This window comes from Salisediminibacterium beveridgei, assembly GCF_001721685.1.
Lineage (GTDB): Bacteria > Bacillota > Bacilli > Bacillales > Salisediminibacteriaceae > Salisediminibacterium > Salisediminibacterium beveridgei.
The window spans coordinates 1,560,946-1,575,703 of sequence record NZ_CP012502.1; the positions used below are offsets into that span (position 1 = coordinate 1,560,946).

Here is a 14,758-nt window from a genome sequence, read left to right on the forward strand (position 1 = left end):
ACTTATATTTTCGATATAATTGAAGCTATGAATTAAGATAAGGCGGTGTGTTTTTCTTATGTTGTCATTTATTTTTTCGATTATCAGGGAACGGTGGTTTCTTTGGGTTCTGCTCATCATAAATCTCCCTGGGACAGTATATGGATATATCTGGTACGACGCTCAATTACAACAGACACCGGCAATCTTTTTGCCCTTTGTACCAGACAGTCCTACAGCCAGCCTGTTTTTTGTGATTGTCCTGATTGCTTTTTTAATGGGGCGTAATATCCCAATAATAGAGGCACTTGCAGCGGTAACGCTTTTTAAATATGGCATATGGGCTGTATCGATGATTGTTGCAGCAGGAGCAATGGGCAGTATGATCACATTATTGGATTTTATGTTGATTTTCTCCCATTTGGGTATGGCAATCCAGGGACTCTTGTATATGCCTTATTACCGGATAAAAGCATGGCACATCGTCGCAGTGGGTATCTGGACGTTACATAACGATGTAATCGATTATGTCTACGGGATGCATCCATGGGTCAAATCTCCTTTGATACCTCACATATCAGAGGTAGCCTATTTCACCTTCTGGTTGAGCATTGCTTCGCTTCTCCTTGTTTATTATTTGAATAAATCATGGGAAAAGCGGGAATTATGATAGCAGTTCATCTGAATTGACACTTTGACCTTCTTTGACTAAAATAATAAATAGATAGACTGAAAGGAGAGATGCACCATGTTTGGATCACTTGGTGGATTTATCATTTATATTGCTTTGTTGCTTATTATTCCAATTTGGGCACAAAGCAGAGTGAAAAGTGCTTATCGGAAATATTCCAAGATTCGTTCATCATCAGGTATGACCGGTGCTCAGGTTGCAAGGAAAATACTTAATGATAATGGTCTATTTGATGTTTCCATTGAACCCGTCAAAGGGACGTTGTCCGATCATTATGATCCCCGTTCCAAGACAGTGCGTCTGTCTGAACACAATTATTACGGGAATTCGATCGCAGGCGCTGCCGTTGCGGCACATGAAGTAGGCCACGCGATGCAGGATGAGGAGAACTATGCTTTTCTCCAATTCAGGCATGCCTTGGTCCCTGTAGCCAATCTCGGGTCCAATATGTCCTTTATCTTCATCATCGCAGGGATTATTTTATCGTCACAAGGCATGTTTTTGACCGGGATCATCTTCATGAGTTTTGCTGTGTTGTTTCAGCTGGTCACGCTCCCGGTTGAATTTGATGCGTCCAACCGGGCGATGTCAAATATCGTATCAGCTGGTGTAATCCGTAATGATGAGGAACGTGACACAAAGAAAGTTCTGAACGCTGCAGCTTTAACCTATGTTGCTGCTGCTCTTGTAGCGATGATGGAATTGATTCGATTCATTCTGCTGTATATCGGCATGGACGATTAAATTGATGGTAACTCAGATAAACAATACTCCCAACAGGTTATAAGACCGGTTGGGAGTATTTAAACGTTATCGTGAGCGGATGTTTAACTCGAGTGCTTGTATTCAATCGTTTTCGCCACTCTCTTGCACGAAGGAATGAGCAGTACCTGTGCGACAATCAAAAATTTTAGAGTTTAAGAGCTATATTTCCAGAGGACGCTTGTATTCATCCAGCGTAAAACCTTCACCCATGACATCCTGTGCATCTGTCATACTGACAAAGGCGTGAGGATCGACGCTCTTTATAACGGATTTCAATTTGCCCATTTCATGGTGGCCTACGACGCAGTACAATACATCTTTACGGTCTCCCGTGAAAGTACCTTCTCCTTTTAATGTCGTTGCCCCACGTTCCATGTCCTTCATAATAGCTTTTGCAATTTTGGTGGAATGATTAGAAATGATGATGGCTGCTTTACCTGAGTAAGCCCCTTGCTGAATGAAATCGATCACTTTAGCAGCAATGAAGACTGCAACCAGTGTATACATCGCTTCACGGTAGTTAAGATAAAATAATGAAGAGGAGATGACTGCTGCGTCAAAAACAAACATTGTTCTTCCAATACTCCAGTTCATGTATTTATAACCGAGCTTCGCGATAATATCGACTCCACCTGTGGTCCCGCCAGCTCTGAATACCAGACCCAGACCGGTGCCAACTGTTATTCCTGAAAATAATGCAGCGAGCATTAAATCATCATGCAGTGGTAAATCAAGAAATTTGTAGCGTTGAAAAAACCAAAGGAATAGGGACAACGACAGTGTTCCCAAAATGGTATATAAAAAAACGAGTTTGCCGAGAATTTTATAACCGATGATAAAGAGCGGAATATTTAACAAGAGATTGGAATAGGCTGGATCGAACTGCAGTGTGAAATACAAAATCAGTGTAACACCCGTAAATCCTCCATCTACCAGGTTGTTTTCCATATTGAAATAAACAAGGCCGAAAGCCATGAGTGCGGAACCGATCAAAATCCAGAAGATACTTTTCGTTATGGATGGTTTCATTCTGTCTGTCACCCTTTCTGTTTGATAACCTGCTTCATTATAATGGAAACAACCATCATGTTCAACATGAATAAATGATTTGTCAAAACAGTCGGATTCCATTACCATTAGCATGTATACTTAATTCTGAGCCCAATAGGAGGTAAATGATGAGTGAACGATCCATGAAAGAGATGCAGGAAGAAGTGGATACATATATTTCACAATTTAAGGAAGGTTATTTCTCTCCGCTTGCCATGATGGCCAGAATGACTGAAGAAATCGGGGAACTTGCCCGTGAAGTGAATCATTCTTATGGTGAGAAACCTAAAAAAGATGAAGAAGAAGCGAAATCAATGGAACAGGAAATTGGTGATGTGTTGTTTGTCATGATTTGCCTGGCGAATTCATTGAACATTGATCTCGACGAGGCTTTTGATCTGGTTATGCATAAATTCAAGACAAGAGATAAAAATCGATGGACACCAATTGAGGAGGCGGACAAATGATTAAAATTGTCGTAGCAGGTGCAAGAGGAAAAATGGGCAGTGAGGCAGTGCAGATGGTGCTGAACGAACCGGATTTTGAACTGGTCGGAGCTGTAGACCTTCATGATAATCGTAAAATGATGTCTGATATCGATGGTATGCCTGATGTGAAGGTGATGCTTTTTGAAGATATGGGCGAATGTCTTCAGGAAACAAAGCCGGATGTGCTGGTCGATCTTACCGCCCCGGAAGTTGGTAAGCGCCATATGAAAATCGCCCTTGAACATGGTGTAAGACCTGTTGTAGGAACGACAGGATTTACTGCTGAAGACGTAAAGGAATTGACCATGCTTGCAGAAAACGAGGCGACAGGAGCGATCATTGCACCTAATTTTGCTATTGGTGCCGTGCTGTTGATGAAATTTTCACAAACTGCAGCGAAATATTTATCCGACGTGGAGATTATTGAACAGCATCACGACCGTAAATTGGATGCCCCATCAGGAACGGCAGTGAAAACTGCTCAGATGATCAGCGAAGTCCGGGAATCGCGAAAGCAGGGCCACCCGGATGAAGAAGAAACAATGCCAGGAGCGAGAGGGGCTGAAGTCGATGGCATGCATATTCACAGCGTGAGACTTCCGGGACTGATTGCGCACCAGGAAGTAATTTTTGGAGGCGAAGGTCAATCATTGACCATGAGGCATGATTCTTATCACAGATCCTCATTCATGCCGGGAATCAAATTGGCAGTAAATCATGTTATGGGTATCAATACGCTGATCTACGGATTGGACCAAATCATTCAGTAAAAAGGGGAAACATAAATGAATATTGCATTTATTGCTCACGATAAAAAGAAAGAGGATCTGGTATCCTTTGCTATGGCCTATGAACAAGTACTTCTTAATCATGCTCTGTATTCAACGGGAACCACGGGAAAACGCATCATGGAATCGACAAATCTGGATCTTCATTTATTTGCTTCAGGCCCTCTTGGAGGCGATCAGCAAATCGGTGCGATGATTGCTGAAAATGAAATGGATCTCGTGATTTTCTTTAAAGATCCATTAACAGCACAGCCACATGAACCGGATATCAACGCATTAATCCGGCTATGTGATGTGTACAGTATTCCGTTAGCAACCAACATGGCCACTGCCGAGATCCTTCTTTCCGGTTTAAAGCGTGGGGAATTCAAGTGGCGTGAAATTCTCAAATCGGGAAATCAACGTAAAGGAAATCAAGATGACGCTTGATGTTCTTGCGATTGGTGCACACCCGGATGATGTGGAAATCGGCGCTGGGGGGACGATTGCAAAGACAGTTGCTGCTGGGGGAAAAGCCGGAATGGTCAGTTTAACGGAAGCTGAGTTATCATCCAACGGTACTGTTGAAAATCGCTTAATCGAAGCTGATAAGGCTGCAAAGCTTCTTAAAGCTGATCCTGTGATCACATTGAAGTTTCCGGATCGTCACCTTGAAGACCATCGCTCAAATATTATTGCAGAACTATGCAGGCTGATTCGACTGCATCGACCGAGAATCGTACTTGCTCCATGGCATAACGATCGTCACCCGGATCACGGTCATTGCGGGCGTTTAACGAGAGAAGCGGTCTTTAACGCGGGAATCGTAAAATATTTGCCGGAGATTGAGCCATGGAAACCGCAACGCTTATATTTTTACGCCATTAACAGCAATGATAGACCGCATTTTGCAGTGGATATCAGTTCTCAACTTGATCTTAAATATAAAGCTCTCCAGGCTTTTCAGTCTCAATTCATAAAAAGCGGCAAGGAAAAAGACACGCCCCTTAATAATGGTTTTCTCGAACGACTCCATGCCAGAGATGTTCAACTCGGGACTCAGACAGGGACTTATGCAGCTGAAGGTTTTTTTGCAGAAGAACCTGTATTACTGCAGTCGATAACGGAGGAAGATTTATGACACTCAAAATTGGTATCACCTGCTATCCAACGGTCGGTGGATCAGGCGTTGTCGCGACAGAATTAGGGAAAGCATTGGCCATCAAGGGACATGAAATACACTTCATCAGTTCAAGTATGCCATTTCGTCTCGGAGATGATTCGGCTAATACTTTTTTCCATGAAGTTGAAGTCAATCAATACAGCGTGTTTCGCTTTCCGCCATATGATTTGGCATTGGCCAATAAAATGGCTGAGGTCATCGTCAGAGAGGAATTGGACATCCTCCATGTTCACTATGCCATCCCTCATGCCATTAGTGCCTACCTGGCTAAACAGATGGTCAATCGGGATGTGAAGGTGATTACCACCCTTCATGGCACGGATATTACAGTACTGGGTTATGACCCGAGTCTTTCTGATATGATACGGTTTGGCATCGAACAATCAGATGCAGTGACCGCTGTTTCTGATGATCTGGTGAGTCAGACGAGAGAATTGCTGTCCATCACATGTCCGATTGAGACAGTATATAATTTTGTCGACCATGAGATTTATTACCCTCGATATGAAAAAGAAATGGAAGAGAAAATCGGTTTGACAGGGAAAGAACTGGTAATCAGTCACGTCTCCAATTTCCGGAAAGTTAAACGTGTGGATGATGTCGTAAGGACATTTGCCTTGATTCAAGCTGAATGTGACGCAGTTTTGATGCTGATTGGTGAAGGCCCGGAACTCCCGGTAATCAGAAAGCTTGTTCATGAACTCGGGATTGAAGAGCACGTTCGTTTTCTTGGGAATCAGCGAAAAATTGCTGAACTGCTCTCGTTGAGTCACGTCAGTCTGCTTCTTTCTGAAAAAGAGAGCTTCGGTCTTGTTATCCTCGAGGCAATGGCGTGCGGAGTGCCTGTTGTAGGATCAAACATTGGGGGTATCCCTGAAGTCATAGAAGAAGGTGTCAGTGGCTATATCTGTGAACTTGGTGATTTGACCAGTGTTCGAGATGCTGTTTTTGCCATAACAAAAGACCCTCTTAAACATGCATCTATGCGCCAGGCTGCGATTCAACGGGCAGGAACTGTATTTCACAAAGATCGAATTGTCGCTCATTATGAAGATGTATATTACCGCACATTGGCTGAAGGGGCGAACTAAAAGATGAATCATTGGGAGATTGCACTGTCCATTCAAAAAACGTTGATTCAACATGGTTACCCCACCTACATCACAGGTGGGGCTGTTCGCGATCGTTTCATGGACAAAGACTCCGCGGACATTGATCTTGCGACATTTGCTGAAGCTGAAACAATACAGCAGCTGTTTAGCAGAACGGAGCCAGTGGGAGCTGCTTTTGGAACTGTACTTGTGATTGAACAGGGTGTGCCATTTGAAGTGACATCGGTTCGTGGTGATTCGATCGAGGACGATCTCGGGAGTCGGGATTTTTCCATCAACGCAATGGCTTTAGATGCAGATGAGAATCTCATTGATCCGTTCCAAGGTAAACGTGACATTCAACAAAAAATGATCGAAACTGTTAAAAATCCGGATATTACGTTACGTGACGACCCGCTGAGAATGCTTCGGGCACTTCGTTTTTCGTTGCAGTTTTCATTTGAAGCGTCGGAAAGGATTCTTTCTTGGACAAAAATGAATCATCATTTGATGAAGGATGTCGCTATAGAGAGGATTGTGAAGGAGTGGGAAAAGGTAGCTTTTATCGACTGGGATCGGTTGAAAGTAAATAATCTGCTGCTTCACCCGTTGACTGTACATGATGCAAAACTATTTCCAGATCGCGAATTGAAAAATGCTCTCATGATGTCCGGGTTCCCTGTTGCATCTCTGACAAGAGAGCAGTGGTGGATGTTTACCTTATTCGATAAAGACAACTTGGATCAATCAATTGCCAGACTGAAGACAATGAAACTTCCGAACGCCATCGCTGATCAAGTTAAAAAAACCTGGAAGCTGGTGATATCCTTTTTTCAGTCAGAGTGTCTCTGGACAAATCGTCAGCTTTTCAATGCAGGTGAGCAGTCGATTTATGATGCTTGTCTTTTGATTCAAGTGTACCGAAATGATGACAGTTGTTTCAGTTTTTTATCCTGTTATCAACGACTTCCCATCCACTCGAGAAATGATCTGCAAGTGAATGGCGATGATTTGATCCAATATTTCCCCACAGTGCCTAAGAGAAGCTACAAACAGTTATTTTCAAAGATGATTGATGCTGTGTTAGCCGGTCGTATATACAATGAACGTGAGGCCCTCTTGAATTGGGTGAAGGAGTATGATGATAATGAAAACTGAACTGTTACGGTTATTATTCGACAAGTTGGAGCATCAGGAGTATTTGTCGGGTCAGGAAATCAGTGAGCTTCTTCAATGCAGTAGAACAGCAATTTGGAAACATATCAATCAATTAAAAGATGCGGGCTTTGAGATTGAATCCATACGAAACAGAGGGTACAGATTAATTCGGGAACCAGATCAGATCAGTCAGCATGCTGTGTTGGCAAGGTTGAAAACAGACACAATGTTTCAAAGAATTATACATAAGGAAGTAACCTCTTCCACGCAGGACGATGCAATGGAGTTAATCCAATCAGGAGCTGCAAATGGTACGGTGGTTATTTCAGACGCTCAAACCAAAGGAAGAGGCAGACTGGGAAGGGATTGGCATTCCGGACCCGACGGTGGTCTTTGGTTCAGCATGATTGTTAAGCCTGAAATCCCAGTGCATCGTGCTCCTCAGCTGACTCTCATCACTGGAGTGGCACTGGTCAGGGTATTGAATCGATTAACGGAACAATCAGGTACTTTCAGGATAAAATGGCCGAATGACATCCTTGCTGATCATTTGAAAACTGCTGGTATACTTACCGAAATGCACGCCGATCCTGATCGCGTCAGAGCATTAATGATCGGCGTTGGCATCAATGTCAATCAAGTTGCTTTTCCGGATTGGCTTGCAGGTCAGGCTGAATCACTTGCTGGTCTTACAGGTGAAACATTAAATCGTAATGTTGTCTTAAGTCACTTTCTGACAGAGTTCGAGTATTGGTATCAGCTGTTTTTAGCTGAAGGAATTTCATCGATTAAGACCATTTGGGAAGCTAATGCTCTGCCAACAGGGCATAAGGTATCAATGTATTCCGGACAAACAATGATCACGGGGAAAACACTGGGAATCACTGATGAGGGAGTCATGCAACTGATTGATGACGACGGGAAAGTGCATGAGCTTTATTCTGCCAATCTGGAGTGGAATGACATGCGATGACTTTTCATTGAAGTTTTGTTATACTTGCAGAGGACGGTATCCACTTGGAACCGTACCCATTCAGAATCAAAACACTCAAGAATTCTTACTAAACTACTGATCATCAGCCTGCCTTGATCCGTGCTGGACAGGGACAGAAGGATGTTGTATGCATAAGCAGATCACTGTCTTTTCGGACAGTTGTATTAAGTATGCTTGATTACACCCTTCTCCTTGTCATGTGGAGAGGGGTCTTTTCCGTCTCAGGGGGCTGAGACTATCGACAGGAGGAATAGGTTGTGAAGACAACGAAAGATTTCCGTAAAATGAAAGCTGAAGGACAGCCGATCGTCATGTTAACGGCGTACGATGCTCCAGGAGCCGTGTTTGCAGAGAATGCCGGAGTCGATACGATACTCGTTGGTGATTCTTTGGGTATGGTCGTTCTTGGTTATGAGTCGACTGTTCCTGTAACAATGGACGATATGATTCATCACACAAAGGCTGTAAAACGCGGGGCGAAGAATACCTTTATCATAACGGATATGCCCTTCATGTCTTATCACGCAAGTAAGGAAGAGACAGTCACCAACGCACGAAGAATCATGCAGGAAGCCGGCGCAGACGCTGTCAAGCTTGAAGGGAATCAAGAAGTTTTTAAAATGGCTGAAGTCCTCATCAATGGCGGAATTCCAGTTGTTTGTCACCTCGGTTTAACACCACAATCCGTAGGTGTTCTAGGGGGTTATAACGTGCAGGGAAAGACAGATAAGCAAAAAGATCAGCTCATGCAAGATGCCAAGGAAGTTGACCGGATTGGCGCATCCATGCTTGTACTGGAATGTGTTCCTGAAGGCCTTGCTGAAGAGATCAGTCTGTCGATTGAAGCACCTGTAATCGGAATCGGAGCAGGCAGATATACGGATGGTCAAGTCCTCGTTTATCATGATTTGATCGGTGGCGGCACGGGAGATCATTATCCGAAATTCGTGAAATCATATGCTTCTGTAAAAAATGATATCAGTCAAGCTATCAAACATTATGTAGACGATGTGAAGAAGAGAACATTCCCGGAAGAAAAGCATGTGTTTTTTGCAAAAGAACCTTCAACGGAACAGAAACCTTATGGAGGGAATTCAGAATCATGAACGTGATCTATTCCATCTCCGACTTAAAAAAATCAATCCTTGCACAAAAACGCGCGCATCGATCGATCGCTTTTGTGCCAACAATGGGGTATCTGCACGACGGGCATTTATCATTGGTTAAAGATGCAAAGGAAGCTGGTGATACGATTGTGATGTCGATTTTTGTGAATCCTTTGCAGTTTGGTCCGGGTGAAGACTTTGATACGTATCCGCGTGATCATGAACGTGATATCGCATTAGCAAAAGAAAACGGCGTGGATATTTTATTTTTACCAAACCAAGATGAACTGTATCCCCGTAATATGAGTGCTACGATAAAAGTTCATGAAGGGACAGATGTTTTATGTGGCCGTTCCCGTCCAGGCCATTTTGATGGCGTTGCTACGGTAGTTATGAAGCTGTTTCAGCTTGTTGAACCTGATGTTGCTTGTTTCGGCATGAAGGATGCACAGCAGGTGGCTATCATTGAACGACTTGTGGAAGATTTTCATCTGTCAGTGGAAATTAATCGAGGAGATATTGTCAGAGAGAGTGACGGCCTCGCCATGAGTTCAAGAAATGTCCGGCTGATAGATGCTGAACGGAATGAAGCACCGCTGATCAGTACAATTTTAAAGGAAACAGTTGATTTCATTCATAGAGGACGCTATTCGTCACCACAAGAAGCGGCCAATGATGCTTGTCAAAGATTATCGAAAGAGCTGTCGGCAGATGTGGAATATGTGGAATTACTCACCTTTCCTGATTTGTCTGAACCCGATACGTTTTCAACACAAGAGATGTTGCTCGCAACAGCAGTGAAATACAGTGAAGTCAGATTAATTGATAATCAGCTGATTACAAAGGAGACTACATGATATGTTCAGAGAAATGATGAGTGGAAAATTACACCGTGCAACGGTGACGGAAGCTAATTTAAATTATGTCGGGAGCATTACGATCGATCCTCAGTTACTAGAGGCAGTCGATATGTATGAGAATGAGAAAGTCCAGGTGGTGAATAATAATAATGGTGCAAGGCTTGAAACGTATATCATCCCGGGTACGCCGGGCAGCAGAACGATTTGTCTGAACGGTGCTGCAGCAAGACTTGTGCAACCAGGGGATCATGTGATCATTATCAGTTATAAATGGATGGCAGAGGAAGATGCCAAACAACATAATCCTAAAGTGGCGATTATGGATCATCAAAATGATATTGTCGAAATGATGGGAACTGAACCCCAATCCACTTTTCGTTAATTCTATAACTGAGTCCGATTTCGGCAGTGACCGAAACGGGCTCTTTTTGCTATACTGTAACGGTAGCACTTAATGCAGGGCATCACAGAAAGTAGGACTCCATTATGAAACGTTTCGTAATTTTAGATCTGGAAACAACAGGCGTATCCTATTCAAAAGGAGATCGCATAATTCAGGTGGCTTATCAAGTCATCGAAGACAATGAAACAGTCAAACAATTCAACAGCTTTATACATAGTAATAAAGATATCCCATCCTTTATCGGGACACTTACGGGTATTTCAAGAACTGATTTGACTGACGCACCGGCGTTTGACGAAGTGGCCCCGGAAATCCTGAAAGATCTTGAACAGGCCTATTTTGTAGCGCACAATGTAGAATTTGATTTAAATTTTTTGAATGCTGCTCTTGAAGATGCCGGATATATGGCCTTTCAGGGTCCGGTTTTGGATACGGTTGAACTCGCAAGAATTTGTTTTCCTACAGAGGAAAGTTACAGGCTTGTTGATTTAGCAGATAAATTCAGTGCAGTCCATTTACAACCTCATCAGGCAGACAGTGACGTAGAAGCGACCAGAGTACTATTCAATGCTGTAATGGATCGATTAAAAGGGCTGCCTGAAGAAACACTTCAGCATTTAATTACGCTTTCCACTTTTTTTAAAAGTGATGTGACAGGATTATTGGAAACTTATGCAGATCAAACCCAGGCGTTTGGTTATGAACGCCACAGAGGTCTTGCTTTGAAACTTATCGATACGTCTACAAATTCCTCAATCGAAAGAAATATCGGTGCAGATGAGTCCTCTTTGAGTTTTCTGGACAATGAAGCACAGATGTCCAAGGTGATGACTGACTTTGAAATACGAAGCAGTCAATATGATATGATGACGTTTGTGGAGAACACTTTTCAGAACAATCAGATTGGACTGGTGGAAGCAGGAACTGGAACAGGTAAAACCCTGGCATACTTGATCCCTGCAGTGATTCAAGCGGTGAAAAATGAAAAGCCTACGGTTATCAGTACAGAAACCATTCAACTTCAATCTCAAATGCTGAATAAAGAATGGCCGGTGATTCAAGCCTTATTCCCTTTCCCGGTTCGCGCAGCGCTGTTAAAAGGACGCAGTCATTATCTATGTCTGCAAAAATTCGAAAATTTGTTACGAGAAGACCCTAACGCAAATTACGACAGATCGATTGCAAAAGCTCAACTGCTGATCTGGCTGTTGGATACTGACACAGGAGATGTGGAGGAAGTCAACCTGGCATCAACCCATTACAGATTCTGGATGGATGTATCCAGTGACGGGGTCTCCTGTACGACACCGAAATGTCCATGGTTTTCAAGGGACTACTACCAGAGAGCCAGAAAAAATGCCAGAACAGCAGATATTATTATCACTAATCATTCGCTTTTACTGACAGATATCCGCCTAAGTCATCAAATTATCCCCTCCTATGAAACGCTGGTTTTGGATGAAGCCCATCATCTGGAAGACACTGCGACAAGACAATTTGGAGTGCAACTGGACTATCTTGCTGTCATTCAATTGATTAATTCATTAAATGAAAAAGAGCAGCATGGTTTTTTATCTCCAGAATTGAAGAAGAGACTCAGTAACGAAATAATGTCTGAATATCAGGAAGTGCAACAGACTGCTGAACGCCTGTATGACGATTGGAACACCTTGTTCATCGAACTTCATCAGTACGGGAAAAAGGGACAGGGCGATAAAATTGATACACCAAAACGCTCAAAAATTATCCAAAAGGAAGACGAACACTGGATGCCTGTTCAAAAAATGGCGCAAGAGGTGGACGTTATCTATCGCCGACTGATAAGCACTTTCCGGCGCATTCTGGTCACAATCGAAGAAGAGGCACTCGATCAAGGGTTTTTAACCTCCAACGAACGGGATATTGAAAACTTGACCACTGCCTTTCACGCTGTTGAAGAGCAATACAGTGCATTCCATGATCTACTGATCATTCAGGATGAAAATCATGTCATTTGGCTTGAGACAGAAGATAAAGGGAAACGTCATGCGATCACTCTTCGCTCGGCCCCGGTGGATGTCAGTGATACATTGGCTGATGAATTATTTGCGAAGAATAAGCGAATGATTTTGACATCGGCGACCATGACTGTGAAGTCTTCTTTTGGTTTTATGATCGATCGATTGGGCTTGGAGGATTTTGATGTCACAACATTGCAGCTCCCATCCCCGTTTGATTATGAAAAACAGGCGGCACTTTTCGTGCCGACGGATATGCCAATGATTCAGGGGACTGGAGAAAGAGCTTATATTGACGCCTGTGCATATCATCTCTACAGAATTTCAGAGGTTACTGAAGGTCGTATGCTCGTTTTGTTCACCTCTTATGATATGCTTCGAAAAACGTATTATACATTACGTAATATGCTTGATGAATCGTATATGCTGATTGCCCAAGGAGTTCAATCGGCAAGTCGCCAAAAACTGACCAAGAATTTCCAACAGTTTGACAGAGCCATTCTTTTTGGAACGAGCAGTTTTTGGGAGGGGGTAGATATTCCCGGTGATCACTTGAGTGCTATTGTGATGGTCAGATTGCCTTTTTCACCACCGAATGATCCAGTTTTTAAAGCCCGTTCGGATGCCTTAAAAGATAAGGGAGGAAATCCCTTTATGCATCTGGCCTTGCCCCAGGCAGTACTTCGCTTCAAACAAGGATTTGGCCGATTGATCCGAAAGTCTACGGATCGAGGAGCGGTTATTGTTCTTGACCGGAGAATTGTAACAACGAGATATGGTCATTTCTTTGCAAAATCTCTTCAAGGTATCCAAGTGCGTGAAGAATCGATGGATATCATCGAAGAGCAATTACCGAAATGGATCAATCCTGTTAAAAACGAGCAAAAAATTGAGGAGGAGCCCGGGTGAAAGAAATTATTCAGAATGCATGGATCATCAGAACCGGTGGTGTTATTAAAAAAATTCCTTTTAACGGATATGTTGTCATTGAACATGGGAAGATAACAGGAATCCATGAAGGTGTTCCATCACCGGCGCAGATCGCAGAGAGTGATGAAGTGACAAATGCTTCCGGCAAATGGCTTATGCCTGGACTCGTGAATACTCATGGTCATCTTGGAAGCAGCCTGCTGAGAGGTCACGGAGATGATCTGAAGCTTGATACGTGGCTTAAGACCGTGATGTGGCCAAATGAACAGAAATTCGACTCAAAACTTGTCCGGACTGCAGCAGAATTAGCCATTTCTGAGATGATTCGATCAGGCACAACCACTTATCTTGATATGTATCACCTGTCCATGCCAGAGCTAGCTGAAATGGCACTCAAAAGAGGTTTTCGAGCAGTATTATGCAGGGGAATGATTGCATTCGGATCAAGTGAAGAACAGGAAGCCAAACTGCAGGAGTCGATCGACCTTTCGAAACACTATCATAATCAAGGGGAAGGGCGCATACGTGTTATGTTGTCTCCACACGCTCCTTACACATGCCCGCCTTCATTTTATGAACGCACAGCTGAACTGGCCTCTGAACATGGATTGATGATTCATACACACGCCTCAGAGACGGCTTCAGAGACTGCTAAGCATTTCGAAGAATATGGCATGCGGCCTGTAGAGCATTTATATCAGCTCGGGGTATTGCATCAGGATGTTTTATTGGCTCATGCAGTACACTTGAATGAGGCAGAATTGGATTTTCTCAAAGAGACAAATACAGCTGTTTCTCATAATCCGATGAGTAATTTAAAACTCGGTTCAGGCATTGCGGATATTCCATCAATGCAGCAAAAAGGTATTCGTATTGCAATTGGAACGGATTCCACCGCCAGTAATAATTCATTGGATCTTTTTGAAGAAATGCGGTTTGCCGCAATGATTCATAAAGGAATGTATCAAGATCCTACGGTGACAAAAGCCGAAGAGATCTTACGAATGGGAACAAGTGAGGGAGCAAATATACTCGGTTATCAGAAAACAGGTGATATTCGTGAGGGATTTGATGCAGATCTAATATTGATTGATCCTGATCAGCCCCATTTAACACCGTGGACGCCAGAGCGGATTCATTCACATCTGATTTACGCTGTGAAAGGTTCAGATGTGACGGATGTATGGATTCAAGGCAAGCGTCAGATGAATAAAAAAGAATTGTTAATGATTGATGAAGAGAAAATTCTTTATGAATCGAACGAATTGGTGAAATATTTCGAATGATAGGAATAAG

The 14,758-nt window shown here is 43.0% G+C and carries 15 protein-coding genes; 14 read left to right on the forward strand and 1 reads right to left on the reverse strand.

The genetic code is table 11. The features are described from left to right. Positions 1-58 precede the first annotated feature (58 nt). Both lhaT and BBEV_RS07305 read left to right on the forward strand, forming a co-directional pair. Positions 59-649 carry a lipoprotein heptaprenylglyceryl N-acetyltransferase LhaT gene (gene lhaT / locus BBEV_RS07300; protein WP_069364865.1) on the forward strand — a complete coding sequence of 197 codons (591 nt, stop codon included), beginning with the start codon at positions 59-61 and terminating at the stop codon, positions 647-649. Positions 650-727: 78 nt separating this feature from the next. Further along, entirely contained in the window at positions 728-1,414 is a 687-nt protein-coding gene (locus tag BBEV_RS07305; RefSeq protein ID WP_069364866.1) for a zinc metallopeptidase, read from the forward strand. Positions 1,415-1,594: 180 nt separating this feature from the next. Here the strand turns inward: BBEV_RS07305 and BBEV_RS07310 are convergent, their stop codons facing one another. Beyond that, positions 1,595-2,464, reverse strand: coding sequence for a YitT family protein (locus tag BBEV_RS07310; protein WP_069366652.1), 870 nt, complete (start codon positions 2,462-2,464; stop codon positions 1,595-1,597). 149 nt (positions 2,465-2,613) lie between these two features. Between BBEV_RS07310 and BBEV_RS07315 the strand changes: the two genes are divergently transcribed. From BBEV_RS07315 to BBEV_RS07370, 12 genes are all read left to right on the forward strand, one after another. Beyond that, positions 2,614-2,952 (forward strand): nucleotide pyrophosphohydrolase, encoded by a 339-nt coding sequence (locus tag BBEV_RS07315; RefSeq protein ID WP_198155083.1) that lies wholly within the window; start codon positions 2,614-2,616, stop codon positions 2,950-2,952. After that, positions 2,949-3,743 carry a 4-hydroxy-tetrahydrodipicolinate reductase gene (dapB, locus tag BBEV_RS07320; protein WP_069364868.1) on the forward strand — a complete coding sequence of 265 codons (795 nt, stop codon included), beginning with the start codon at positions 2,949-2,951 and terminating at the stop codon, positions 3,741-3,743. Before BBEV_RS07315 ends, dapB begins: the two co-directional genes overlap by 4 nt. A gap of 15 nt (positions 3,744-3,758) precedes the next feature. Further along, on the forward strand, positions 3,759-4,190 hold the full coding sequence (locus BBEV_RS07325) for a methylglyoxal synthase (protein WP_069364869.1): 432 nt from the start codon (positions 3,759-3,761) through the stop codon (positions 4,188-4,190). Then, on the forward strand, positions 4,138-4,881 hold the full coding sequence (gene bshB1, locus BBEV_RS07330) for a bacillithiol biosynthesis deacetylase BshB1 (RefSeq protein WP_232318275.1): 744 nt from the start codon (positions 4,138-4,140) through the stop codon (positions 4,879-4,881). The genes BBEV_RS07325 and bshB1 overlap by 53 nt, the downstream gene beginning before the upstream one ends. Further along, positions 4,878-6,014, forward strand: a complete 1,137-nt coding sequence (gene bshA / locus BBEV_RS07335) for an N-acetyl-alpha-D-glucosaminyl L-malate synthase BshA (RefSeq protein WP_069364871.1) — start codon at positions 4,878-4,880, stop codon at positions 6,012-6,014. The genes bshB1 and bshA overlap by 4 nt, the downstream gene beginning before the upstream one ends. A gap of 3 nt (positions 6,015-6,017) precedes the next feature. Beyond that, positions 6,018-7,172, forward strand: coding sequence for a hypothetical protein (locus tag BBEV_RS07340; RefSeq protein WP_069364872.1), 1,155 nt, complete (start codon positions 6,018-6,020; stop codon positions 7,170-7,172). Then, the gene (locus BBEV_RS07345) at positions 7,162-8,145 is read left to right on the forward strand and encodes a biotin--[acetyl-CoA-carboxylase] ligase (RefSeq protein WP_069364873.1); all 984 of its coding nucleotides are present in this window, start codon (positions 7,162-7,164) and stop codon (positions 8,143-8,145) included. Before BBEV_RS07340 ends, BBEV_RS07345 begins: the two co-directional genes overlap by 11 nt. 278 nt (positions 8,146-8,423) lie before the next feature. Beyond that, complete coding sequence (panB, locus tag BBEV_RS07350) at positions 8,424-9,272, forward strand: 3-methyl-2-oxobutanoate hydroxymethyltransferase (protein ID WP_069364874.1); 849 nt, start codon at positions 8,424-8,426, stop codon at positions 9,270-9,272. Then, positions 9,269-10,129 carry a pantoate--beta-alanine ligase gene (gene panC / locus BBEV_RS07355; RefSeq protein WP_069364875.1) on the forward strand — a complete coding sequence of 287 codons (861 nt, stop codon included), beginning with the start codon at positions 9,269-9,271 and terminating at the stop codon, positions 10,127-10,129. Before panB ends, panC begins: the two co-directional genes overlap by 4 nt. Before the next feature lies 1 nt (position 10,130). After that, the gene (gene panD, locus BBEV_RS07360) at positions 10,131-10,514 is read left to right on the forward strand and encodes an aspartate 1-decarboxylase (RefSeq protein ID WP_069364876.1); all 384 of its coding nucleotides are present in this window, start codon (positions 10,131-10,133) and stop codon (positions 10,512-10,514) included. Positions 10,515-10,618: 104 nt separating this feature from the next. Next, positions 10,619-13,441, forward strand: a complete 2,823-nt coding sequence (gene dinG, locus BBEV_RS07365; protein WP_069364877.1) for an ATP-dependent DNA helicase DinG — start codon at positions 10,619-10,621, stop codon at positions 13,439-13,441. Beyond that, positions 13,438-14,748: an amidohydrolase gene (locus BBEV_RS07370; protein WP_069364878.1), complete on the forward strand. Its 1,311-nt coding sequence runs from the start codon at positions 13,438-13,440 to the stop codon at positions 14,746-14,748. Before dinG ends, BBEV_RS07370 begins: the two co-directional genes overlap by 4 nt. Positions 14,749-14,758: the final 10 nt, after the last annotated feature.